This window comes from Flavobacterium anhuiense, from assembly GCF_050990855.1.
Classification (GTDB): domain Bacteria; phylum Bacteroidota; class Bacteroidia; order Flavobacteriales; family Flavobacteriaceae; genus Flavobacterium; species Flavobacterium anhuiense_C.
In genome coordinates, this window is sequence record NZ_CP158861.1 from 4381170 (window position 1) to 4406309 (window position 25140).

At 35.2% G+C, this 25140-nt stretch carries 17 protein-coding genes; 4 read left to right on the plus strand and 13 right to left on the minus strand.

What is annotated here, in order from left to right:
* Positions 1 to 130 precede the first annotated feature (130 nt).
* The 5 genes from ABTV69_RS19075 to ABTV69_RS19095 form a co-directional block, all read right to left on the minus strand.
* Positions 131 to 3460 carry a glycoside hydrolase family 2 TIM barrel-domain containing protein gene (locus ABTV69_RS19075; protein WP_433831605.1) on the minus strand — a complete coding sequence of 1110 codons (3330 nt, stop codon included), beginning with the start codon at positions 3458 to 3460 and terminating at the stop codon, positions 131 to 133.
* Between the two features lie 205 nt (positions 3461 to 3665).
* On the minus strand, positions 3666 to 4793 hold the full coding sequence (locus ABTV69_RS19080; RefSeq protein ID WP_433831607.1) for a glycosylase: 1128 nt from the start codon (positions 4791 to 4793) through the stop codon (positions 3666 to 3668).
* A 170-nt stretch (positions 4794 to 4963) separates the two neighbouring features.
* Positions 4964 to 6646 (minus strand): hypothetical protein, encoded by a 1683-nt coding sequence (locus tag ABTV69_RS19085; protein WP_433831609.1) that lies wholly within the window; start codon positions 6644 to 6646, stop codon positions 4964 to 4966.
* Between the two features lie 218 nt (positions 6647 to 6864).
* Positions 6865 to 9051, minus strand: a complete 2187-nt coding sequence (locus tag ABTV69_RS19090) for an alpha-rhamnosidase (RefSeq protein ID WP_433831611.1) — start codon at positions 9049 to 9051, stop codon at positions 6865 to 6867.
* Positions 9052 to 9491: 440 nt separating this feature from the next.
* On the minus strand, positions 9492 to 10310 hold the full coding sequence (locus ABTV69_RS19095; RefSeq protein WP_433831613.1) for an AraC family transcriptional regulator: 819 nt from the start codon (positions 10308 to 10310) through the stop codon (positions 9492 to 9494).
* 100 nt (positions 10311 to 10410) lie between these two features.
* Here ABTV69_RS19095 and ABTV69_RS19100 point away from each other — a divergent pair, with 100 nt between their 5' ends.
* A complete protein-coding gene (locus tag ABTV69_RS19100) occupies positions 10411 to 11625 on the plus strand; it encodes an MFS transporter (protein ID WP_433831615.1) in 1215 nt (404 codons plus the stop codon).
* 117 nt (positions 11626 to 11742) lie between these two features.
* On the opposite strand, the gene ABTV69_RS19105 is transcribed toward ABTV69_RS19100, so the two are convergent.
* Positions 11743 to 11940, minus strand: a complete 198-nt coding sequence (locus tag ABTV69_RS19105) for a SymE family type I addiction module toxin (RefSeq protein ID WP_433831617.1) — start codon at positions 11938 to 11940, stop codon at positions 11743 to 11745.
* A 163-nt stretch (positions 11941 to 12103) separates the two neighbouring features.
* On the opposite strand from ABTV69_RS19105, the gene ABTV69_RS19110 reads away from it, so the two are divergent.
* Complete coding sequence (locus ABTV69_RS19110; protein WP_433831619.1) at positions 12104 to 12313, plus strand: helix-turn-helix transcriptional regulator; 210 nt, start codon at positions 12104 to 12106, stop codon at positions 12311 to 12313.
* A gap of 97 nt (positions 12314 to 12410) precedes the next feature.
* Here the strand turns inward: ABTV69_RS19110 and ABTV69_RS19115 are convergent, their stop codons facing one another.
* The 4 genes from ABTV69_RS19115 to ABTV69_RS19130 form a co-directional block, all read right to left on the minus strand.
* Positions 12411 to 13169, minus strand: a complete 759-nt coding sequence (locus ABTV69_RS19115; protein WP_433831621.1) for a hypothetical protein — start codon at positions 13167 to 13169, stop codon at positions 12411 to 12413.
* A 131-nt stretch (positions 13170 to 13300) separates the two neighbouring features.
* A complete protein-coding gene (locus ABTV69_RS19120) occupies positions 13301 to 14881 on the minus strand; it encodes a sodium:solute symporter (RefSeq protein WP_433831623.1) in 1581 nt (526 codons plus the stop codon).
* Positions 14878 to 15942 carry a Gfo/Idh/MocA family protein gene (locus ABTV69_RS19125; protein ID WP_433831625.1) on the minus strand — a complete coding sequence of 355 codons (1065 nt, stop codon included), beginning with the start codon at positions 15940 to 15942 and terminating at the stop codon, positions 14878 to 14880. The genes ABTV69_RS19120 and ABTV69_RS19125 overlap by 4 nt, the downstream gene beginning before the upstream one ends.
* 131 nt (positions 15943 to 16073) lie before the next feature.
* Positions 16074 to 18593, minus strand: a complete 2520-nt coding sequence (locus ABTV69_RS19130; protein WP_433831627.1) for an L-rhamnose mutarotase — start codon at positions 18591 to 18593, stop codon at positions 16074 to 16076.
* Positions 18594 to 19039: 446 nt separating this feature from the next.
* Here ABTV69_RS19130 and ABTV69_RS19135 point away from each other — a divergent pair, with 446 nt between their 5' ends.
* On the plus strand, positions 19040 to 20701 hold the full coding sequence (locus tag ABTV69_RS19135; RefSeq protein ID WP_433831629.1) for a glycoside hydrolase family 28 protein: 1662 nt from the start codon (positions 19040 to 19042) through the stop codon (positions 20699 to 20701).
* Between the two features lie 12 nt (positions 20702 to 20713).
* Complete coding sequence (gene pelA / locus ABTV69_RS19140) at positions 20714 to 21898, plus strand: pectate lyase (protein ID WP_433831631.1); 1185 nt, start codon at positions 20714 to 20716, stop codon at positions 21896 to 21898.
* Between the two features lie 394 nt (positions 21899 to 22292).
* Here pelA and ABTV69_RS19145 read toward each other — a convergent pair whose 3' ends face one another.
* From ABTV69_RS19145 to ABTV69_RS19155, 3 genes are all read right to left on the minus strand, one after another.
* Complete coding sequence (locus ABTV69_RS19145; protein WP_433831633.1) at positions 22293 to 23129, minus strand: amidohydrolase family protein; 837 nt, start codon at positions 23127 to 23129, stop codon at positions 22293 to 22295.
* Between the two features lie 6 nt (positions 23130 to 23135).
* The gene (locus ABTV69_RS19150) at positions 23136 to 23933 is read right to left on the minus strand and encodes an SDR family oxidoreductase (RefSeq protein ID WP_433831635.1); all 798 of its coding nucleotides are present in this window, start codon (positions 23931 to 23933) and stop codon (positions 23136 to 23138) included.
* A gap of 162 nt (positions 23934 to 24095) precedes the next feature.
* Entirely contained in the window at positions 24096 to 25109 is a 1014-nt protein-coding gene (locus tag ABTV69_RS19155; RefSeq protein ID WP_433831637.1) for a zinc-binding alcohol dehydrogenase family protein, read from the minus strand.
* Positions 25110 to 25140: the final 31 nt, after the last annotated feature.

The window sequence follows — 25140 nt, forward strand, 5'->3', positions numbered from 1 at the left end:
CACACTAGAAACTCCTAAACGTTTGTCTTCAATCTGTGTCGAATCCCGCGTGTGATTTCTCCTTACGTCGAAATGACAAACTGCATCGCTTATTTTAATTGTCAATTTTTAATTGTCAATTATCAATTTACTAATACTTAAATTTCTTCAAACTACTTTCTAACTGATTCTTCGATCCGTTGAAAGGCGTTAAATAAAAACTATATTGATAATTTCCAGACTTAATCTGATATTGTTCAATTGGCTGTGCTACAATCGTCCAACTGTCGTTTCCTCCCACTCCCATTTGGATCAAATCGATGTTCAACGTCAAAAATCCTGGATCTTTTAAATCATACGTATGACCTGATGCGCTTAGGTTTTCTTGTGTGTAAGGCCAAGCGCTCATGCTTAAAACTTTGGAATCATTAACTACCATAAAACCTTGATTTTTCTGAGGAGTTGTCAATGCCATCCATCTTACATCACATCTGTTTCCGTTTTCTTGCGGTTTTGGATAATGTTCGATAAAGTCATTAATTGGAAGTGAATATTTACCAACAAACGAGCCAAAACTTCTGTCGCTGTAATTTTCCAATTCCCCTTTCCCGTACCAAGAAATCTGATCGAATTTTCTTTGAACTCCCATTTGCATTCCGATTTTTGGAATATTTGGCAGTTTGTCTGAAGCTTTCAAACTATAATCTACTTTTATCACTCCGTCTGGGCTGATGTTGTAAACCACATTTACGCTCGCACTGTCTTTTATAATTTCGTAATCGCTTATCACTTTAATTTCAGAAGCCGATTTATCGATTTTTACATTCACCAATTTTGGTTTTGCTTTGTACCATTGTTTCAACAACTTTTGCGATTTCCATCCACGTTTGTCGTTGTCTGTCAGCGGTCTTACGAAGTTAGGCAACAATGGCGCAAAAACTTGTTCTTCTCCATTGAAAACATACGAACTCAAAGCTCCGTTTGTTTTTGCAATGGTAATATCGAAAGTTTTTCCTTTGATTTTAAATTCTGAATCCGATTCTGAAACATTCAAAGCTTCTTTTTTAGCATTTAAAACCAAAGCTTCTTTCTTTTTCAACTGAAATTGATCTTCGGCAACAACATATCCTTTTGAAGCCCAAAGTTCATCTGCTGAAAGCTGAAATTCAATATTTAAAAGATATTCCGCATCATTTTTCATTTTTGGAAGAGACGAGCTTACATCTATTGTTGTCGATTGCCCTGCTTCTACTTTTAATGGTTTTAAAATCTGAGTTTTGATTACGTTTCCGTTTTCTAACACTTTTAAAACTGGAATATATCCTTCTAAAGATTTAACCGCCTGACGATTTTTAATTTCTAATTGATTTCCGTTTAAAGTTGAAATCGCTGGCTGATACACCCATTTATTTTCAAAAAGAGAACCTTTTGGTTTTCCATTAGAATCTACAATTCCTTTTGTATTGAAGTTTCCATCATGGTATTTTTCGCCAAAATCTCCACCATGCGCAAAATAATTCTGACCTGATCTTGAATCATATTTCACGATTCCCTGATCTTTAAATTCCCAAATACAACCTCCGATAACTCTTGGAAGCGAACGGAATTCATCCCATAATTCTTTTAAATTTCCAACTGAATTCCCCATGGCATGAGAATATTCAACGAAAATAATCGGACGCGTATCTTTCTTTTGATCTACTAAAAATTTCGGTGTAAAAACGCCTGGATAAAAACGGCTCACCATATCTACATACGAATCATCTTGCGGATTTTCGAATCGGTACGCGTGATCGATTGTTTTTGGATAACGTGGATCAAGCGGATCGATGTAACCGTCTAATTTCGCATTTCCTTGCGCTGGTTCATAATGTACCGGACGCGTAATATCGAAATCGTGAACCCAACCCGACATTGCTGCATGATTTGGTCCTTTTCCTCCTTCGTTACCCAAACTCCACATTACCACTGACGGATGGTTTTTATCGCGCTCTACCATTCTGATCATACGCTCCATATAAGCATTTGTCCATTGTGGATCGTTGCTTAATTTACCGCCAATTCCGTGCGTTTCTTGGTTGGCTTCGTCCATTACCATGATTCCGTATTGGTCGCATAATTCGTAGAAATAAGGATCGTTTGGATAGTGGCTTGTACGTATAAAGTTGAAATTAAACTTCTTAATCGTCGTAATATCTTGTTTGATGTCTTCTCTCGTAACGGCTTTTCCTCTCGTTGGATGATGATCGTGACGGTTTACACCATACACATAAGTCTCTTTTCCGTTGATGAGCATTTTTCCGTTTTCTTTCGAGAATTCAATCGAACGGAAACCCACTTTACAGCTTTTGGCTTCTGTAACATTTCCGTTTTTGTCTTTTATCGAAATCACCATCGTATATAAATTCGGTTCTTCTGAACTCCATTTTTTAGGATTTTTGATGTTTTCTTGGAAGAATCCGAAGCGAACATTATCCAGACGAGGATAACTTTCATTGATCAAATCGATCACCGGTCTTTGAAGCGGTTCTTTGAACATTGCCGTATTATTGGCATCGTACAACTGAACATTCATAGTATAATCTTTGATTTTTTCTCCCGTAAGATTTTCAACTTTTGGTCTCAGTTTGAAAATCGCGTCTTTGTATTCTTTGTCTAATTTCGTTTGAACAAAGAAATCCTGAATACGCAATTTTGGTTCTGCCATAATGAAAACTTCACGCTGGATTCCGCTCATGCGCCAGTGATCCTGATCTTCTAAATAAGAACCATCTGTCCAACGGATTACACGAACTGAAACTACATTTTCTCCTGCTTTCAAATAAGGCGTAATATCAAATTCTGATGGAAGAAAACTATCTTCTCCATATCCTAAAAATTCTCCATTTAACCACACTTCAAAACCTGAACTTACAGCTCCAAAATGTAGCGTAACCGTCATATCTTTCCAGTTTTCTGGAACGGTAAAACTTCTTTGGTAAGAACCAACTCCGTTATAATCTTTAGGAATGTAAGGCGGATTTATAGGTCTAAATGGATAAACGGCACTTTTGTAAATTGGATTGTCATACCCTTTCATTTCCCAATTGGAAGGCACTTCGATTTTATCCCAACCTGAGACTGTGTTTTTATAGAAATCTTTATTTGCTTCTTTTAAGTTTACTGCATATTTAAAGTTCCAATCGCCATTCAGCATTTGGATTCTACTTTTGGTTCTGTCGCCTTTTAAAGCGTCTTCAACACTTGTGTACGAATAGGCTGTTGCTCTAGACGGCTGTCTGTTGATACTTGTAATCGTTGGATCTTCCCAAGGTGCAAATTCATATTTTTTATGAAGCTCTGGAACTCCTGCAGGTTCTCCTGTTACGGATTGGGCCTGTATTGTGTAAGATGTGAATAGTAAAATGTAAAAGGTGAATACTGATTTTGGTATCGAAAATCGAAACCTTGAAAAGTGATTATTTTGAATTGGTTGAAACATTATTTTATTTTTAGTTTTTTTGTCATTTCGACGAAGGAGAAATCGCAATAGAAATTCCGCAACTATAATCGACAATCTTTGTGGAGCTACTCATGGAGATTTCTCCTTCGTCGAAATGACAAACTGGATGTTTATTTTATGGTTATTAAACCTGATAAGTTTAAAACGTACTATATCTTAATTCTTTGTACTTTGTACTTTGTACTTACTTCTTTTTCTCTTTCTTCTCCGGCGGCGCCACAAAATTCAATTTGCTTTTTCCTAAATCTTTAGAAGTTGCGATTGCTATTCCTCTTTGTTCTGCTTTGTTAACCGCACAGTAAAAATGATACACAACGCCATCATGTTTCACCACAAATGATTTATGAGCGAACAAATCATCATATGGTTCAGATGATTTCACTAAATCGTCACCTTTCCAGTCCGTCCAGTTTACTAAATCATTTGAAACTGCGAAACGGTTAAACGCGCCTTGATTCCAGCCTGTCCAGAAAGCTCCAAAATAGAACATCACCCAAGTATCATTAATACGTTGAATATAAGCATCTCCCGAAATTCCTTTATGATGATTGATTAAAGGCTTGTTTCCATAACGCTCCCAGTGTTTCATATCGTTTGAAACCGCCATTGCAATGCGTTCAGCACCTTTCGCAGGATTGATACTATCTCCACGAGCATTGTAGTACATGATAAAATTGTGTCCTGTCAATTTATCTTTATCACGAATCACACTGTTTTTATACATTGTACTATTATCCCACCATTTAGCATCTTTATCTTTTGGCGTTAAAACTGGATTTTCTAATCTCTGGAATTCGTGCGGTTTTGTCGGCGCTTCTTTTGTATAAGCCATTCCGATTGATAGAACACCTGCTTCATAACCTTTGCTGTCTCCGCCAAAATAACTCATCCAGTATTTGTCCTCGTATTTTTCCCATTCGTAGCTTCCGCCCCAAGTCATGTCTTGCAACGAAATATATCCTGCTTTTTGGTTGACATCCCAGTGTTTTTCGTTTTCTGAGAACGACATTACTTTTCCTAGATGTTTCCAGTCTAGTAAATTATCGCTTTCTGCTAACCAAGTTTCATAACCTCTTCCATCGTAAATTAAATACGTCATGTACCATTTTCCGTCTTTTCTGAAAACGCTTGGGCAATCCATTTTATAAGAGTTGTCTGTTGGTACCATTACCAAACCGTATTTGTAAGGCGTTTTTACTTCTTCGTAAATTTCCTGCATTACGCTGTAGGTAATTTCTCTTTTCTTGTATTTGGTTGCGCAGCTTGTTATGGCAAGCGCTGAAATGGTTAGGATTAGATACTTAATTTTCATTTTGCTTTGTGTATATTTTTGGACGCGGATGACGCGGATTTACTTCGTAAAGACAGATTGTCACGGATTTTTTGTTTTTATTCTCTCGCAGATTTTACAGATTTAGCTGATTTTTTTATCTTCTAAATCCAAAAAATCTTGCCTCTTGCTTCTTTCCTCTACCCCGTCTATTACTTCTTCAATTCTTTCAACTTCGATTCCATCACATCTTTGTTCAATTTTACTTTTACCATTCCTGTTGGATGAAATCTTCTTTTTAAATCGATGGCATTATAAACTATGGTGTAAACATCATTTCCTTCTGGGATTAGGCAAAGTGGTGTTCTCATAATATCCCACCATTTATCTACTTTGGTTTCTATTGGTAAATAATGAGCTTCTGCCCAATTCACGCCGTCTGCTGATAATGAATACGCAATCATATTTGGTAAATGATGTCCCCAACCGTCTGGGCCTCCGTCGAAAATTGCGATGTATAAACCGTTTGGTAATTGACTCACAATTGGATTTTCAACAAAAAGCGGATGCATGGTTTTTATTGGTTCCAAACCTTTGTTCATTCTTAACCAAGGACCTTCTAAACTTTTGGATTCGGCTAAAGCCACAAACCATCCTTTTCCTGATTTTTTTGGATAGTCTGCCCAAGAATTAAACGGGTATGCTCCACTATAAAATCCGAAATATTTGTCGCCTACTTGGTATGGAAAAAAAGAAGCCACACCTTGACGTCCTTCCCAAGGCTGAGAATCTAATCCTGGTTCCATAATAATTCCCATATCTTTGTACGGACCGCCAATTCCGTTGATTCCATCTACAGTCGATTCACAACGCCAGATTCTTCCAAATGAGTGATTTGGTTCTATTTCTTTACTCACAGTATAAGCCAAATAATAGCCATACCATTTGTTTGCTTTTTCATTAAAAACCGGCATATATGACCAAATTGCTGCGCGACGATCGTTCATCGGGTTGTCATCTTCTGTTACGGCATAAGTTCCGCTCGCTTGATAAATGGTCGATTCTCTTTTCCAATGAATGGCATCTTTACTTGTCCAATGTCCGATTTTGGTTTTTACACGATCATAGTAGTAATCAACTCCTTTTTCCCCAGCTCTTTCTGTTGGAAACATATGATACGTATCGCCCACTTTTACCACACGTCCACCTTCAAAACCTCCTTGAATTCCTTCAGTTCCAGACATTCCTTCATCAATAACCGGTTTGTTTTCTCCGCCTATAACTTCGAAAAGTGGTTTTTCATCTGAAAATCCTTCAACAATAAAAGTTGGATTCCACAATTTTCCGTCTGGTAGTTCGGCATTTCTTAATTTTAGATTTTCAGAAGCTTTTACAACTCCTAAAACAGCAAATAAACCTTTTCCTTGTGGATTTATAGTTTGAGTTCCTTTTGGAAAAGAAAGCCCATAAACATTTACTGGAGGTAATCCTGTAATCGTAACTCCATTTTCTAAAACCAATTTGGCATTTTGAAGTTTATCTGCTTGAAGATATTCAGCATTTTTATCTTGAAAAACACCAATCAAAACTGTAATAGATTCTTTAAATTTTAATTGCAAAGGAGAATTCGTCCCGTTTGTATATTTATCTAAAGGAAGTTCTATTCCTGTCAAGCCTTGTAATTCTGGGGCTAAACGAACAATATTGTGTTTGCTTCCTGAAAAAACGTGAGCGTATTGAGTGATTTTGAACGTTTTGTAATTTGATTTTACAATTTCAAATGAAGCTGGTTTCCATGCGTTTTGTGCTGTAACTGAAAGTTGTAAGCAGATTGAAAACAATGCTAGAAAAGCTGTTTTTAATTTGAAATTGTTTTTTGTGTTTTTTGAAAACATTGGTTTTTTATTTTTTATTGATTCCAGAATTCCCCTCAATCTTGTCATTTCGACGAAGGAGAAATCTTCACGAGAAGCTCTACAACGATTGGTGACATTCTGTGCGGAGCTACTTGTGAAGATTTCTCCTTCGTCGAAATGACAAACTGGGCGGATAGCTATGAACTAATTACTAATTACTAAGAGCTAATTTTACTAAGCACTAATTACTAAGAACTTTAAATCGCTTTATAACTCACAACATACTCCACATTCGGTTTTACGATCAACTGATATTTATTTTTTGCTAATTCTGTAATTGTTCCTGAGTTTGTTTTTGGTTTGCTTGCGCTTTTGAAAATTAATTTTCCTTCTCCTTCGCCAGCTTTTACTTTAATTTCTTTTGTACTGCAATACACCGCAACTTCTCCGTTTGGTGTTGGCACTTTTCCTTCCATCCATTTTAAACCACCCAAATTTGGTTTAATTTCATATTCTGAATAACCTGGAGCAGTTGGCTTTACACCTAAATAATATTTTCCTAATAAGTAAATCGGACTTGCTCCCCAAGCGTGGCAAAGGCTTTTCCCGTAAGGGCGACCGTACATTTCTAAATGCTCTTTTCCACTTTGTTTTGGATCATATTTTTCCCAGAAAGATGTTGCGCCGAGATTTAACATTCCGCCCCAATAATCACGAATTTCATTTAAGACAAATTTCTGTTCGTCCATTGCGCATAAAGCTTCCAACTCGTAAAAACGCATGTATGGCGTTGTAATTTGAAGAACATCTTTATTCAACAACACTTTATTTTTTACACTTTGCTTTTGTTCTTCCGTAAAATAATTGAAGAAAATACCGAACATATTAGCATATCTGGTTACAATATTCTGCATTTTACCGTCGATACGCTGGTGCTTCATTACGTTTTCTTTTTTATCCCAAAAGACATCAAATAAACTTGTTTTTAAATCAGCTGCTAATTTTTGATATTGTTTTTGGTCTTCATTTTTACCAGCGATTTCAGCACTTACCGCCATAGATTCTAAACTTCTTGCTAAAAGCATTTGCTCAAAACTAACCTCGCCTGTTTTTGGTAATCCGTCGGCCCAATCAATGAAAACCCAGTCGCCTTCTAACGGTTCTAAGAATCCGTTTTTGTTTCTTCTTTCTAAACAGAAATCCATAAGCGATTTCATTCTTGGATAAAAAGTTTTGATGTATTTTGTATCGCCTGTATGCAAGTAATAATCGTAAACACCTACAAACCAATACAGCGAATAATCCATGATAATATTTACGTGAGCCGTTACAGGATCTTTTCCGCGAAGAGCCGACATCGTTCGTTCTACAGAAGGCGAATCAAAGAACAAATAATAATTCATTAAATAACTTTGATAAGCATCGCCAGACCAAACCCATCGGTCGCGTTTGATTCCGTCAATAAAAAATTCACGAGACGTTAAATGCATCGTATACGCCGACACATCCCAAATTTTATTCAGTAATTGGTCTGAAGATTTGAATGCACCGCGATAATCCAACGGCAAATATTCATAAAGCATTGAAATCGAATCGTATTTTACACCTGCATCTGCTTGCACTTGAACATATCGGAATGCTTTTGATCCGTCGTGCGTGTAAGTTTCAGATTGTTTTCCATCAAAAGACAAATGATCTAAAGTTTCGCATTTCGCAGAATCCAAAGCTTCTTCGCGAGATTCTCCGTAATAAAGCGCTACTTTGCCTTTTCCTTTTAAACCGTGAATTTTGATGTAACCAAAAGTTTCTTTTCCGAAATCTACTAATTGACCACCCACTATTTTTTCTGTTTTCTTAGCACTTAAAGGTTTTGTAGTTAATTTAAATTCAGAAGGTTTATTTTCTGCTGAATCAAAATTCCAAGAACCAACAGGAACCCACGGCGTACCAGATTGCTGTGCTTTTCCAGCTTCGTCAATCCAAAGTTTATCTTCGTTGGTTACTTTCCAAGAAGAATCCGATTTAACGTATTGACCCGAAATATAAATAGCTGGCAACACTTCTTGATTGTAAACTTTAAAGGAGATTTTATGTTTTCCGGCAGGAACTGTAATTGATTTTGGCTGTCCGTAAATTTGAACGCCGTCTAAAAGTAACTGAAAAGGTCCTTCAGAGAAGATTTTAACTTGATCTGGTTTTGGAATATCTACTTCGGTCTGAAAAGTTACCAAAGCGTATGGACTATAATATTGCCAAAGCGGCGGAAAAACGGCTTCACGTTCTGTACGTCTTACCTGCATTTTATTGCTTAACCAAACTTCGAAATCGCCTGGATACCAAATCCATGTCGCTTCTTTTGATTTCTCTTGAGCAGACAAAGAAACGGAAGGACAGAAAATAATTAAAACCAATAAAAGTTTAAAAATGGAAGAGCGGTTTAGCATAGTAAGTTTATTTTGGGACTAAAGATAAGTGTTATAATTACATTTCACAACCTGCACTGTCCTGCTATTTCATAAAAGATAGTGCTATTTGATAATTTTTTAAGGGAAAAATTATGGGTTATCACTTTTTTAGTATTAAAAAAAATGATGTTACGATTTTTATGGAACGCAGATGAAACGGATTCGCTTTCGCGAAGACGCGGATGAAAACGGATTTTTTTTATTCTAACATATAGAAACATAGCTAAAAATGCGCGAAAAAGGCGTTTCACTTATTTTAACAAACATAGCTATGTGTTAATGACTAGTCATTTTTAATCAGCTCTATTTTTTTAGTTAGATAAAAATCTATGTTTCTATGTATTTAAAAAAAATAAAAAATCCGTGTAAATCCGCGTTTTTACGAAGTAAATCCGTGTCATCCGCGTTCCATCACGTATTTATGCAATCAGTTTTTCAGACTCGTTTTCATCTTCTAAAATATAGTTAGAAGGTGTTGTTCCCAAATGCTTCTTGAACATAAAAATGAAAGCGCTGGCTGTTTCGTAACCTAAATCTAAAGCGATTTCTTTTATGGATTGCTTTTCCCCTAATCTTTTAATCGCCTCCAGCAATTTCATTCTGGTACGCCAATCGCTGAAATTCATCCCTAATTCTTTTATAAATAAGCGCGATAAAGTTCTACTGCTCATAAAAGAAAGCTCTGCGTAATAATCAATTGTTTGTTTACTTGAAACATCATTCATTAAAAGCTCAACTACTTTCTGTAACCTTTCATCATTTGTAGTAGGCAAAAAAGTGGCACTTGGTATAATCAAGGCCAATTCATCTAAAAAAACATAAATGATTCGTCGTTGTGAATCGGTTAAGTTGCCGCTTGTTCCGAAAGAAATGATTTTGAAAACCAATTGCTTCAAAAACATCGGAATATCAAATGAAAAACTTCTATCTGGTAGTCCTTCCATAGCAGATGGATCCACAAAAATGCTATAATAATTAACATCTTTCTGAAAAGTAACCTGATGTTCTACTCCGCCTGGAAGCCACAAACCTTGAAGCGGATTCACAACCCAAATATTATTGCCCACTACAACATTCATTACACCGCGAGTTGCATAGATCAATTGCCCTCTTGGATGTGAATGCGAAATACACTCTTCGTTGGTTACCGTTTCGGTATAACCTATAACCGGGATCGAGGAATCCACTTTGTATCCAAAATCCGTCGCTACTCTATATGTCCGATATTGACTATTCATTGTCCAAATATAGCAATTTTGACATTTATATTTGTTTCAATTTTGTAAAAAATTAATACAGCTGTAATTTCAAAAATACCATTAACCTAAAAAACAACTCATGGAAACCGTTAAAGTACAACAAGAAGTTATTAAAAAAACGACATACTCAATACTTTTCATAATCAGCTTTTCGCATTTAATTAATGATCTTTTGCAAGCTGTTGTTCCGTCAATTTATCCGCTTATCAAGGACAATTTTGGATTGAGTTTTACTCAAATTGGAATCATCACTTTTACTTATCAAATCGTTGCATCCATTCTGCAGCCATTCGTTGGAATGTACACTGATAAAAATTCTAAACCTTATTCGTTAATAATCGGAATGTGTTTTACAATGGTCGGATTATTTCTAGTTTCTATTGCCTCAAACTTTGCTTTCTTATTAATGTCAGTAAGTTTGATTGGAATTGGATCCTCTATTTTTCACCCAGAATCTTCGCGTGTAGCACATTTGGCTTCGGGTGGTAAAAAAGGTTTGGCGCAATCAATTTTTCAATTAGGGGGAAATGCAGGAAGTGCTATAGGACCTTTATTAGCCGCTTTTATCATTATTCCGCACGGACAAAGTTTTGTGGCTTGGTTTTGTATTATCGCTTTAGTTGGAATTTTTGCTTTGTATAAAATTGCGATTTGGTACACTGAACATTTATCTGAAAGAAATGCCAACAAAGCGGCAATGAAAATTGAAACGCACCATTTATCTAAAAACCGTGTGATTGCTTCATTAGTAATTCTATTGGTTTTAATTTTCTCTAAATACTTCTACATGAGCAGTATTACGAGTTATTATACTTTCTTTTTGATTGATAAATTCCATATCTCAATTCAACAATCGCAAGTGTATTTATTCTTGTTCTCAGGAGCCGTTGCGGCTGGAACTTTGATCGGGGGGCCAATCGGAGACCGTTTTGGAAGAAAATATGTAATCTGGGTTTCTATTCTTGGCGTTGCACCATTTACTCTGATGTTGCCTTACGTTTCTTTATTCTGGGTTGGAACTTTATCTGTAATTATCGGATTAATTCTTTCTTCTGCTTTCTCTGCCATTTTGGTTTATGCAACAGAATTAATGCCTGGAAAAGTTGGTTTAGTAGCAGGTCTTTTCTTCGGATTTGCTTTCGGAATGGGCGGATTAGGTTCTGCTGTTTTAGGAAAAATCGCCGATGCAACGAGTATAGAATATGTATTTAAAATATGTGCCTTCTTGCCTTTAATTGGTGTTATCACTGGGTTTTTACCGAATATTGAGGGGAGAAAAAAGACTGAAAAATAATTTTTCTTTTTTCTAAACACATAGAAACATAGTATTTAGATTGTCTGAAAAAGGCATTTCTTTAATAATAAAACACATAGTTTTCTGGATGGGAACTATGTGTTTTTTATTTGTAAATTATTGATTTTCATTATTAACAGTAATAATAATTTTATTCTTCTCGTGCTCGACCGTAACAGAATTCCCGCAATTAAAACCGATTTCTTGAAGCCATTTTCCGCAAAGACGAATTTCAGGAAATATGACATAACGACTATACGACCTTGAAATGTATTTTCTATGAATTTTTAATTGTCTTTTTGCTGATTGTTTCATTTTATTTTTCTTTAACTGAAACAAAAATAGTAAAAATTATACTACAAATTATAACAATGCATTCTTAAATTATAATTTTATGATGTTTTTGAGCAATAATATTATATTTTTTATTATATTTAAAATACATCATATTTGCATATTATAGCAATAAATCATCATTGTGTCGAAACTTAAGTTAAATAGAATAAAAGTTGCTTTAGTTGAAAACAACAGAAGTAATAAGGAATTAGCCAAACATTTAGGCAAAACAGTAGCAACTGTTTCGCGTTGGTGTACGAACGAATATCAGCCTTCTATCGAAACACTTTATGAGATTTCTAAATATTTGAAGGTTGATATTCGGGAGTTGTTGGTTTCGACTACGAAATGATAAAAAATCCATTTATATAAACAAAAAATACATCCATTAAAATACAATTAACACAAGCATGTTGTATTTTCATAAAAGAATCAAAATACTTGAAAAATTAGATGTCCATCAGTAAAATATCTTTAATTGACTTACTCAAGTCAATTAGGTAACCATTCTTTTTAGTAATATTATTAAAACGATAGTCAATTTTTAAAAAATTAGTACGTGCAAAATAGTCTACCAAAAGTTTCATCTCATGTTCATAAGTAGCACTTTTATATAATTCTTCTCGTTCTACATCACCTCCTTTTTTAAATGCATTAATGAACTCTTTAAAACTAAAAAGAAGTTTATCTTTATTTGGTTGAGATGAAATATATAATAATATACTATTAAAATCTTTTCTAGATATTTCATCAACATTAATGTCCAAATTTTTAGATTTTAAACTTTCGTTTATATTATTCAAACTTTCAACTTCAGATTTTAATTTCTTTATTTCTTCTAAAGATTTTGATAGCTGTTCTCTAAGAAAACTAACTTGTTCATAACTTTCTATTTGAGATGAAATTTCTTTATCTTTTCGATAAAACCACTTTAAACAAAAATTAATAGTCGTATTTAATATTGTAAATAAAACAATTAATATTACTGCAATAATTAAACAATCAAAAATTCTTTCATAATATAGCTCGGAATAATTGTCTTTTACATATTTTATTTTAGATGATGCAGTTGATGATTCAAAAAACAGATAAAAGAGTATATCCCAATTATGAATAACTAAAACACAAACATAGGTCAAGATAATAGGAACTTTTAATTTTTCAGTAATAGATTTAGTAATGTTTTCAAGTATTTTTTCTTCTTCCATATCGAATAAACCTAAATTTGAGTAATCATTTTAACAAACATACTATTTATTTTACTAAAGACTTCTATAATTTTATTATCCCATTTTAACAAAGTTGTTTTTTATATATTTTAAAAGAATTAAAATGCTATTTAATTCCCATTAAAAACCAAATACAAAGCCAAAATCACTAATCCCAGCACTCCAAACAACAACTTCACTTTCTTACTAGTTTTAGGAATATCAGTTTCATCTGAAACATTAACCTCAGGATTTTTATCGGTTAACGAAATTAGCACTGCTAAAACTAAAAGCACAGCAAAAATGTAAAACGAAATCAATAAAAAGTGAGGCCAAACTGGGTATTTATCTGCAGGGAAAATCCACAGATATAAAACTCCAACAAATAAACTAAAAGCAGAACCCCAAGAAAGCGTTGCATTTACGGCTTTTTTAGTGGTGCGTTTCCAGAAAACACTCAAAAGGAACACAACAGATAATGAAGGCGCCAAGAAACCTAAAACCGCCTGAAAAATGTTGAATAAATTCTGTCCTTTGATATTATCAATTGCAACGGCAATCAAAATCGCAAATACACATCCTGCTGCAATCGTTAAACGACCAATTCTAATTTGATCTTTAATAGTCGCCGTCGGATTGATTTTCTTTACATAAATATCATTCGTAAAAACGGTACTCAAAGCATTCAGCGAAGAACCAATTGTTCCTACCAAAACGGCAATCATTACGCAGATTACCAAACCGTTCATTCCGCTTGGGAAAAGATTTGTAACCATTGTCATATAAGCCAAATCGGAGTTGCTTCCTAATTCTGGATATAACGCGTAGCACAAAATTCCAGGTAAAATAAATAACGGAAGCGCCATGACTTTCAACCACCCGATGAAATTAACTCCAAGTTGTCCTTGTTCTAAATTTTTCGCTCCCAGAACACTCTGTACCATCGATTGATCGGTACAGAAAAAAGCAACTGCTGCAACTGGATATCCTAATAAAATAGCAGGCCACGGATAATGAGCATCGTCTGAAGGACGAACTAAATTCCAAAAATTAGATGGTGTTTTTGCTGCTAAAGCTTCGATTCCGCCCACTTTCTGCAATCCTAAATACGAAAGCGTTAATGAAACTACAATCAGTAAAATCATCTGAAAAACATTGACTTTAGCAATTGCTTTTAAACCTCCTGCAAAAGTGAAAATTCCAGAGAAAATCACTAAAACGGTAACGCTCTGCCACATCGGGATTCCTAGAATCTGACGCACTAAAACGCCTCCGCTGAATAATCCTAAAGAAAGCCAGCTTACCAAGATTTTAACCAAAGCATACCAAGCTAAAATGTTTTGGGTGCTGTCGCCGTAGCGTTTTCCCATATATTCTGGCATTGTGCTTACTTTACTCGCAATATAACGCGGTGCAAAAACCATAGCTAAAAGCAGTAAAAAAACAAAGGCATACCATTCGAAATTTCCTGCTACGATTCCCGTTGCATAACCAATACTCGCAAAGGCTAATAAAGATGACGGACCAACATTGGTTCCCCACATATTAAATCCGATGCTGTACCAGTTTAATGAATTTCCAGCCAGAAAAAGCGTTTCGTCTTTCTTTCGCTGCTTGACACTTACCACGTAACCAATGATTAATAATGCGACTAAATAACCAGCCACAATTACAAAATCAAGTGTCGTTAATTTATCGTAGATACTGTTCATAGTCCGTATTCGTTAAGAATATCGGCAATTTTAACCGGCATTCCAGTTTGCAGCGATTTGTCCATTGCTTGCAATAAAGCTACGGTTCCAATTCCTTCTTCCATGTTTGGATAGGCTTCGAAATTCTGTTCGATACTGTCTACAAAATATTCTAAATAGTTCTGATATTCTCCGCCGTGATGACTTTGTCCTTCAAAACGGAAATAATATTTTAAAGTGCTATCGCCCCAAGTTACCACCTTTTCTTCGCCCGTTTTATCGGTAACTGCATAACGCAATTCGTGATAATCGGCTTGACTTGCCCCTTCTGTTGCTCTTAAAATCGTGCTCATTCCACTGTCACGCTGCACTGGCTGAGTCGGTGACGTATAAACACCACTTACACGTGCAATTCTGCCGTCAGTTGCTTTGAAGATAAAGTGCATTGTGTCTTCATTTTTCAATCCAGCTGATTGTCCGTTTGCACTGATCATTCCGTACCCCATTACTTCTTGAATGTTTGGCAAATACCATCTAATGAAATCTACAGGATGGCTCAAACCTCCATACAGCCATTTAAACGACTGTAATAAAGACCATTCTTTCTTTAAAAACCATCTGTGATCGGCGTGGTATTGCGCTTCAATAGTTATTAAATCTCCAATTAATCCTGCTTCGTAATCGGCTCTTTGTCTTTTTGCTGGTTCGAAGAAACGTGAACTTTGTCCAATAAAAACCTTTTTTCCTGTTGATTTGCTTAATTCTAAAAGCTCTTTAGCATCAGATAAATCATCGATGAACGGTTTTGTACAAACAACATGTTTTCCACTTAATAAAGCTTGTTTTACGTGTTGTGCGTGCAAATGATCTGGCGTATAAATCGCGATAATATCAATTGATGCATCGTTTAATAAATCTTCGTAGTTGGTTGTGTACGAATGAAAATCGAATTCTTTTGCTCTCTGCTTGCAGATTTCTTCGTTTCTGTCGCATACTTTTACAAGTTCTAATTTTGAACTTTCCAAAGCCGCTGACATTGTGCTTCGTCCTTCTCCAAGTCCCAGAATGGCTATTTTTAACATGAGGTGTGGTTATTTTAGATTGTTGATTTTAGATTTTAGATTGTTTTCGAAATCTTCTTTGAGGTTAGTTTTATTTTTCACGCAGATTGAGCAGATCAAACAGATTTCTTTCTTCTTGCTTCTTTCCTCTTTTATTTCTTCTCTTCTACATTCACTTTATTCAAGAAAATCCACGTTTCATCTGGTTTTGTGCCATCGATGCCGCTTTGGTATTTTTTCATTAAAGCATTCCAGTCGTCAACGCGTGGATTGTTTTGTGTTGTTTTTGGATTTAGTTTATCCAGATTTTCACCTTTCGGAATACTGATTACCAAGATTAATTGTCTCTCTTTTTTAAAGACTTGCAATTGCTGAAAATCGGCATTACAGAAACCTTTTGCTACTTCTGGCCATTTTTCGAATTGCGTTTTATGATAGTCTACGTATTCTTTCTGCAGTTTTTCGTCAGCAGGAAGATTCGCTGTTAAAACCACATTTTCCCAATCTGATGCTGGTTTAGAATCTTTACATCTTTCGAAGTTTTGGAAATCGTAAACAAGATCTTCATAAATTTTTATTTCTAAAGAAGGAAAAGCACCCGCCAGTTTTCGTTTTGTTCTTTCAGGCTGATTCATTTTCCCGTAAATCACCAAATGATTTTTCCATTGGTACAATTCCTGACCCACAATTCTGAATCCTACTAAAGTCGATTTGATTTTTTCGATGTCGAAATCAGAACCGATCAACTCGATTGCGTATGGTTTTGGCATTTCCTGCAATCCCCATTTTTCATCGATTACAACTTCTTTTTCTAAATCTTTGTAAGGTGCTCTAATTCCTGCAGCATCTTTAATTTTAGCACTTACATAAGGATCGTTATGTTCCCAAATATTGCCTTTTGGACCATTATGGTTTTTAAGGATTTTCTTTTCTGCAATCCAGTTGTTTTTAATTGTAAAACCTTCAGAACCTTCATCGGTATATAAATACAGCCATAAAAACGGATCGTGCGCATACGGACTGTTGTACACTTTATCAATATAATTTTCTTCAATTCGGCTTCCTGGCTGTGCAGAAAGCGTATAGATTCCCGCAACATCATGTAAATGCTTGGCGTAATGATGAATTTTATTTCCTAAAATTTTATTATTCTGCATCACGTTTGGCGTATGCGTCCAGCCCCAGCCCATTGCCATTCCAGAGTACGATACATCTGAAATTTCGTTGTGTTCAATCGTAATATTTCTAACAAAACCAGCGCTGATTCCTAAAGTTCCCCAATCTTCATTGGTCACGTTTGTGATTAAGTTATCAGCAATCACTTCATCAGAACACATTTCTCTTTCATCTTTGATAATTAAAGGCAAATGCGCTTCAAAAGCTTCTTCAGAGAAAATCCCAACATTGATGGCACTTCCACCAATATCTTTAAATAAATTTCCTTTTATTGTATTGTGATTTGTTCCTTTATTTAAATCTAAGCCCGTCGAAGCCAAATGCTCAAAACGGCAAGATTCAAACTGAATATTATTCGAATAATTGACTTCAACCGCTGCACGAGGTCTTCCAACCCAAGCTTGGTTTTCTAAATTCGCCTGATTTGGAGTTCCAGGCTGTTTCAATTTATAAGCATCTAACAAATACAAACCAGATTGCAACGGCACGTGACCTTGCTGTGAAGGACGAAGCCAGTTGCTGTATTGAAACGAAATTCCTTTAAATCTAAAATGATGCACAGGAGAATCGATCGTTCCTTTTACTTCCACTAAATTTTCTAAAACTGGCGCTGTAACCGTAACCGAATTAATTTCTTCACCAGCTCTTGGAATGTAATAGATTTTAGCATTTTTCTTGTCTAAATACCATTCTCCAGGCTCGTTTAAAAGTGAAAAAGCATTGTTTAAGAAATAAGCCGAATTACCGTTGTTTTTAGAAATCCACGGTGCAGGCCAAGGGTGCTCGCTTTGAATACGGCTTTCTGGCTCTTCAAACGAAAGTTTCGCGCTGTCTTTTTTAACTTCAATATTTTTAATACGTAGGTTGGCATTCGACCACCATTGTACAATAAACATTTCCATTCCCGGCTCAAACTTAACCGATTTATCTTTAAACGGAATCCAACACGTTTGCTCTTCGTGATTCCATGATAGAATACGTTCCATTGTGGTTCCTGCTGTGTTTTTAGCTCTTACGGCTTTTTTACCATTTACCCATAATTGTCTGTAATCGATAAGACTTCCCGCTTTTTTTGGAGCATCGGCCACCCAAACAGTCCCTTTTTTAAGTCCGTTGATAACCGTTGTCGATTTTGTCCAGTTTTTGATTTCGATTCCGCCGCTGATTATTGGTTTTGCATTCACATCCGCCTCAATTGTCGTCGGACTCTCTGCAGTTCCAGAATCTTCTGGTCTTACAAACAAAGGTTCATTTAAATAATACGTTCCATTCATTACAATGATACGAATACCGTCTTTTACAGAAGGATCTTTTAAACGACGTAGTTCTCTGGCTTTTCGCATTGCCATATGAACTGTTGCCAGCGGATTTTCTTTTGTTCCTGAGTTTTTGTCGCTCCCTTTCGGGGAAACCCAAATTTCGGCCGCACTCATAGAAAGTGAGGTAAGAATCAACAAAAAGACAGTTAGTATTTTAGTAATAGAATTTAAGCGCATTATTTAGGTTTTTGATTTTTTTATTGCAATAAAATTACGAGGCATTTAATTAAAACAGTATTTATTTTACAAATAAATGTGTTTTTAACACTTTTACCAAATAATTCGTCCAATTTAAACGAACATAAAAATATTGGCATCCTGTACCCTCCTGTATCCGCTCAGAAAAACAGCGTTTCTTAGCAGACCATACACTGTTTTCTTCTAAAATCAAATTTCTAATTTCTCGCCATTAATCCATTAAAAAAATCAATTCCATAAAAAATCTGTTATAATTAAAGCAAAATTCTAGTTTCATAATATTTTTTTAATAGATTTGTGTAATCGATTACATTATTAAATTTTAGTTTTTACACTTAAAAATTATTCATCAGTTAAAAAAATCCTGAATTAAAAACGGACTTTACATCTAGCAATCATTAAAAATAACCATAATACAATTTAGAATGAAAACTAACTTACCTCACTTTTTTTGCACTGCACTGAGCATATTGGCATTGAGTTTCTGTAACCCAATTGCTGCGCAAAAAGCAAATGACTACAATGTCGAGTTTACTATGTCGAAAATTAATGAACCTGTTATTCCGAATAACACTGTAAACATTAAAGACTTTGGAGCAGTAAACGGTGGCTATACATTAAACACAAAAGCATTTGCAGATGCCATAGATGCTGTTTCTAAAAAAGGTGGTGGAAAAGTGGTAATTCCTCCAGGAATCTGGCTTACAGGCCCAATCATTTTAAAAAGCAATATCGAATTGCATGCTGAGAGAGGCGCACTAATCAAATTCTCTACCGATAAATCGCTTTATCCGCTTATCGAAACTAATTTTGAAGGCCTAAATACTTGGCGATGCATCTCTCCTATTTACGGTAAAAATCTTGAAAACATTGCTTTTACCGGAAACGGTGTATGGGATGGTTCTGGAGAGGTTTGGAGACAAGTCAAAAAAAGTAAGTTGACTGAAAGCCAATGGAAAGAAGTTATTTCGAGAGGTGGAGTTTTAAATAAAGAAAAAACGAGCTGGTATCCGTCAGAAACTTTTATGAATGCTTCGAAAGGCGCAGACCAAAATGTGCGTCCTGATTTAAAGACAAAAGAAGAATTTGAAACAATTCATGATTTTCTTCGTCCAGTAATGGTTAGCATTCAAAACAGTAAAAGAGTTTTATTTGACGGACCTGTTTTTCAAAATTCACCAGCTTGGAACATTCACCCTTTTATGGTGGAAGATTTAATTGTGAGAAATACAACCGTTCGCAATCCATGGTATTCTCAAAATGGAGATGGTCTTGACGTAGAATGCTGTAAAAATGTATTGGTAGAAAATTCAAGTTTTGATGTTGGAGACGATGCCATCTGCATTAAATCTGGAAAAGATAAAGACGGACGCGAAAGAGGTGTTCCGTGCGAAAATATTATTGTGAGAAACAATATTGTATACCACGGTCACGGTGGTGTAACAGTTGGAAGCGAAATGTCTGGCGGTGTCAAAAACCTTCATGTTTCAAACTGTACTTTTATGGGAACTGATGTTGGTTTACGTTTTAAAAGCGCTCGTGGAAGAGGTGGTGTTGTAGAAAACATCTTCATTTCTGATGTTTTTATGACTGATATTCCTTCTCAGGCCATTTCATTCAACTTATATTACGGAGGAAAATCTATTGCTGAAACTCTAGAAGAAGGCGGAGATAAAATTGTCAACAAAGCAATGCCTGTAACAGTTGAGACGCCTCAGTTTAAAAATATTTCAATTAAAAATATTACAATCAAAGGCGCTCAACAAGCTGTATTTTTGCAAGGTCTTCCTGAAATGAATTTAGAAAACATCGAAATTTCAAACCTTATGGCAACTGCTGAAAAAGGTTTTTCTATAATTGATGCTAATAAAATTAAAATCGAAAATGTGAAATTAGATGTAAAAGCTAAAAATGCATTTGAAATCTACAATACTCAAAATCTTACTTTAAAGAATGTGGAATTCAAGCCTGCTTCAGCAAATACCATTACAATTGATGGTGGAGTAACTAAAAATGTTGATTTAAGCGGTTTATCTAAAACCACTACAGTTGGTAAAGACGTTCCAAAGAAAGCGGTAAAATTCTAAAACCATAGCGGTATGTTTAAATTTAATTCCGTAATGCGTTCAAAATTGCTTTTATCAGCTCTTTGCACCTTTTCATTTGTATGCTCAAATGCGCAATCTACTGATATCAGTACAAAACCTTTTACAGACGGCACTAATCATTGGTATTTTATAAAGGACAAAACCAATATCGTAAATCCAATTCCCAATCAGCCGAAATATGCTGAAACGGATTACACTAAAATCGCCGATAACATTCTATATTTCCAGCGTGATAATGGCGGATGGCCAAAGAATTATGATATGAAAGCCATCTTGACACCACAACAGATTGATAGTGTCATTAAAACGAAATATATTGAACATACTACTTTTGATAATGAAACGACTTATACGCACATACATTATTTAGCGCAAGTTTATACATTAACAAAAGATTCCAAATATAAAGAGGGCTGTCTACGGGGCATTAATTTTACTTTGAAAGCACAATATCCAAACGGAGGATGGCCACAATATTATCCTTTGGAAAAAGGTTACAGCCGTCATATTACGTTTAATGACGGAGCTTATATGGGAATTATGAATCTCTTGAAAAAGATTGTAAATAATGATCCAAACTATGCTTTTGTCGATGATCACACCAGAAAAAAAGTAACCAAAGCTTATGAAAAAGGACTGGATTGCATTTTGAAAATGCAGATTAAAGACAAGGGAAAATTGACCGCATGGTGCCAACAACATGATGAAGTGACACTTGAACCAGCATGGGCGCGTAAATTTGAACCGCCAAGCATTTGTAATGCAGAAAGCGTAGATATTGTTTTGTTTTTAATGGACATTGATAATCCGAATGAAAAGGTTATTAATGCAGTTCAAAGTGCCGTGAAATGGTTTGATGATTCTAAAATTTACAACACTAGAGTCGAAAGTTTTGAAGCTCCTGAAATGGAATCAAAATATAAGAAAATCAAAAATGATGTGAGAGTTGTAAACGATCCTACTGCGCCACCAATCTGGACGCGTTACTATGAGTTAAAAACACACAGACCATTATTTTCTGACCGTAACAGCGAAATATTATATTCACTCGCAGAAGTAAGCCGCGAAAGACGTAGCGGCTATGCTTGGTATACCGATAAACCTGAAAAAGCTTTAAAAAAATATCCAGAATGGCAGAAAAAATGGGCGCCTGATGCAGATGTTTTGAAAAAGTAAAATATTAGCGCTAAATTTTTAGCCACAGATTAAAAGGATTAAAATGATTTAAAAAAAATCTATAAAATCCTTTAATCTGTGGCTATTTTTTGTTTTCTATTTAAAACATAGCCCATGGTTTCAACCATGGGAACGCAACGTTTTTCCAATCTTTGTCTCCCAATGGTTGAAACCATGGGCTATATTTTATCAACTGTCTCAAACCCCTAAGTCAACCTGTTTAGTGCTCCAGCGGAGCAAAATATTTATAGAACATCAATAGGACAAATGAAAAAAGCTCCAACGGACGATATATAATCATAAAAAACATGTCGCTGCGCTGGAGCTTTATATAGTAAACCTATATTTCTTGCTATAAATATTTCGCTTCTCCGAAGCTTGCAAAAATTAAATATTACATATTTAAATTGTAAAAAGAATTCGCATTCTCAAACCAAATCTTATTCTGATCCTCAATTGAAAATTCAGTAATATAATCTTCTAAAGTTTTCACCACTTCATTATAATCAGAAGCTACGTTTAAAACTGGCCAATCTGACCCGTACATTAATTTATCGATTGAAAAGTTTTCAAAGATTACATCCAAATATGGTTTTAAATCTTCGGGTTTCCAATTTTTCCAATCGGCTTCGGTTACCATTCCTGAGATTTTGCACCAAACGTTATCGTATTTTGCTATTTCTTCGATTCCTTTTTTCCAAGAATCAATACTTCCTGATTTGATATCTGGTTTTGCAATATGATCAATCACAAATCGCTGATTTGGGAAATCTTGAACCAAATTAATTGCAGCTGGTAATTGACGTTCGAAAATTAAAATATCATACGTATAATCAAATGCTTTTAAAGCTTGAATTCCTCTTCTGAATTCTGCTCCAAACATAAAATCATCTGGTTCGCCTTGCACAACATGTCTAAAACCTTTCAGTTTTTTTTGATTGGAAAAAAATTGCAAACGCTCTTCGATATTTTCATTTCTCAAATCTATCCAGCCGACAACTCCTTTTATGAAATCATTTTTTGAAGCTAAATCCAATAAAAAATGAGTTTCTTCTTCAGATTGACTTGCCTGAACTGCAACACAGCCCTCAAATTGATTTTGTTTTAAAATTGGCTGCAAATCTTCAGGCAGAAAATCTTTCTGAATATTTTGCATCGTTTCATCAATCCAGCTGTCTCTAACGGGATCAAACTTCCAAAAATGCTGATGGGAATCAATTCTTTTACTCATAATTTCTTAGTTAACATCGCTGATTAATGCGCGGTCTAAATGTACGTAACCTCCATCCACAAAAACAAATTGTCCTGTAGTATGCGATGATTTTTCTGAAATGATAAAAAGTGCTGTATCTGCAATTTCTTCTGTTTTCGTCATTCTACTTTCCAGCGGAATACTTTTGTTGATTTTATTCAAAACTGTTTGACCATCTGGCAATGTTTTAATCCAATCTTCGTAAGCAGGAGTATAACTTTCAGCAATAATAATCGCATTCGAACGAATTCCAAACTGGATCAAATCGACTGCCCATTCTCTTGTTAAGCCCAAAACTCCACCTTTCGCTGCAGCGTAACCAGAAGTTCCACCTTGCCCTGTTAAAGCCACTTTTGAACCAATGTTTAAAATATTTCCTTTTGATTCTTTCAAAAACGGCAACGCATATTTCGCTAAAAGAAAATAACTCACTACATTCAATTTCAACGAATTCATGAAATCTTCGTAGCTAGAATCTAATCCAGCTCCGTCATTTACACCAACATTATTAATTATAGCATCGATTCTTCCATATTTTGCTCCAATTACTTTTACGGCGTTTTCTATTGCAACAGGATCAGTTACGTCAGTTTGTACGAATAACGAATTAACGCCACTTTTTTGAAGTCTTTCTACGTATTCAAAACCTCTTGCATTTCGGTCAACCAAAACCGGAATCGCACCTTCATCTGCCAATCTGTTAACAATTGTTTCTCCGATACTGCCTTCCTTTCCAGCCGAACCAGAAACGACAACAATTTTATTTTTTAAGTTTAAATCCATTTTTCGTGGTTATTTAAAGTTATAGTTTTTCTCATTTTTGTCATTTCGACGAAGGAGAAATCTCCGCAAGAAATTCTATAAAGATTGGTGAATTTCTAGATGGAGCTACTTGTGGAGATTCCTCGTTCCTCGGAATGACAAACAGTACTTTATAATATACTTTTACTCAATTTCAATCAACGCCTTGATCACATTATTTTTCGGATCAATCAAATCTCTGAAATCATTAATCATATCAGAAAAACTAGTTCTATGAGTGATATATTTTTTCGGATCGATTTTTCCTTCTTTCAAACATTTCATTACATATTCGAAATCTTCGATTGTAGCATTTCTACTGCTCATCAAAGTCGATTCTCTTTTGTGGAAATCAGGATGACTGAAACTTAATTCGCCTTTTTGAAGTCCGACCAAAACGAATCTTCCTCCATGCGAAATGTAATTGAAAGCGCTATTCATCACTTTCTGATTTCCAGTTGCGTCAATTACCACGTTTGCCATGTCTCCGTTTGTCAATTCAGCCAATTTTGCAGCAACATCATCGTTTAACGGATTAATCGTTTCATCAGCTTGCAATTGCTCTTTACAGAAATTCAATCTGTAATCGTTAATATCCATTACGATAACTTTGGCACCAGCGATTTTTGCAAACTGGATTAAACCAATTCCAATTGGTCCTGCCCCCATTACTAAAACCGTATCTGTAGCTTTTACAGCCGCTCTTCTAACACCGTGTGCTGCAATTGCCAATGGTTCAACCAAAGCCAATTCATCATAATCCAAACCTTGACCGTGCAGTAAATATTGTTCCGGAATTGAAACATATTCAGCCATTCCGCCATCAATATGCACTCCAAAAACTTTGATATTTACGCAGCAGTTCGTTAATCCGTTTCTGCAAGCAACACATTTTCCGCAATTGAAATACGGAATAAAAGTTACTTTATCTCCAGGTTTAAAACCTTCCGCATTTCCTTTTACATATTCAGCAGCCAATTCGTGACCTAAAATTCTTGGATATTCAAAATACGGTTGAGTTCCGCCAAAAGCGTGAATATCAGTTCCGCAGATACCGATTCTTTTTATTTTCAATAAAACTTCACCTTCTTTTGGTTCTGGAATATTCGTTTCTTTCAATAGAAATTCCTGCGGTTTTTCGCAAACAATATATTTCATTTTATACTTTCTTAATTTTATTTTTTTAACT

Bases quoted from the DNA above. Each gene is read 5' to 3' on its own strand.
- ABTV69_RS19135 (WP_433831629.1), top strand. From the start codon at position 19,040: ATGAAAACTAACTTACCTCACTTTTTTTGCACTGCACTGAGCATATTG.
- ABTV69_RS19150 (WP_433831635.1), bottom strand. From the start codon at position 23,933: ATGGATTTAAACTTAAAAAATAAAATTGTTGTCGTTTCTGGTTCGGCT.
- ABTV69_RS19130 (WP_433831627.1), bottom strand. From the start codon at position 18,593: ATGCGCTTAAATTCTATTACTAAAATACTAACTGTCTTTTTGTTGATT.
- ABTV69_RS19095 (WP_433831613.1), bottom strand. From the start codon at position 10,310: ATGAATAGTCAATATCGGACATATAGAGTAGCGACGGATTTTGGATAC.
- ABTV69_RS19085 (WP_433831609.1), bottom strand. From the start codon at position 6,646: ATGTTTTCAAAAAACACAAAAAACAATTTCAAATTAAAAACAGCTTTT.
- ABTV69_RS19080 (WP_433831607.1), bottom strand. From the start codon at position 4,793: ATGAAAATTAAGTATCTAATCCTAACCATTTCAGCGCTTGCCATAACA.
- ABTV69_RS19155 (WP_433831637.1), bottom strand. From the start codon at position 25,109: ATGAAATATATTGTTTGCGAAAAACCGCAGGAATTTCTATTGAAAGAA.
- ABTV69_RS19100 (WP_433831615.1), top strand. From the start codon at position 10,411: ATGGAAACCGTTAAAGTACAACAAGAAGTTATTAAAAAAACGACATAC.
- ABTV69_RS19115 (WP_433831621.1), bottom strand. From the start codon at position 13,169: ATGGAAGAAGAAAAAATACTTGAAAACATTACTAAATCTATTACTGAA.
- ABTV69_RS19125 (WP_433831625.1), bottom strand. From the start codon at position 15,942: ATGTTAAAAATAGCCATTCTGGGACTTGGAGAAGGACGAAGCACAATG.
- pelA (WP_433831631.1), top strand. From the start codon at position 20,714: ATGTTTAAATTTAATTCCGTAATGCGTTCAAAATTGCTTTTATCAGCT.
- ABTV69_RS19145 (WP_433831633.1), bottom strand. From the start codon at position 23,129: ATGAGTAAAAGAATTGATTCCCATCAGCATTTTTGGAAGTTTGATCCC.
- ABTV69_RS19105 (WP_433831617.1), bottom strand. From the start codon at position 11,940: ATGAAACAATCAGCAAAAAGACAATTAAAAATTCATAGAAAATACATT.
- ABTV69_RS19075 (WP_433831605.1), bottom strand. From the start codon at position 3,460: ATGTTTCAACCAATTCAAAATAATCACTTTTCAAGGTTTCGATTTTCG.
- ABTV69_RS19120 (WP_433831623.1), bottom strand. From the start codon at position 14,881: ATGAACAGTATCTACGATAAATTAACGACACTTGATTTTGTAATTGTG.
- ABTV69_RS19090 (WP_433831611.1), bottom strand. From the start codon at position 9,051: ATGCTAAACCGCTCTTCCATTTTTAAACTTTTATTGGTTTTAATTATT.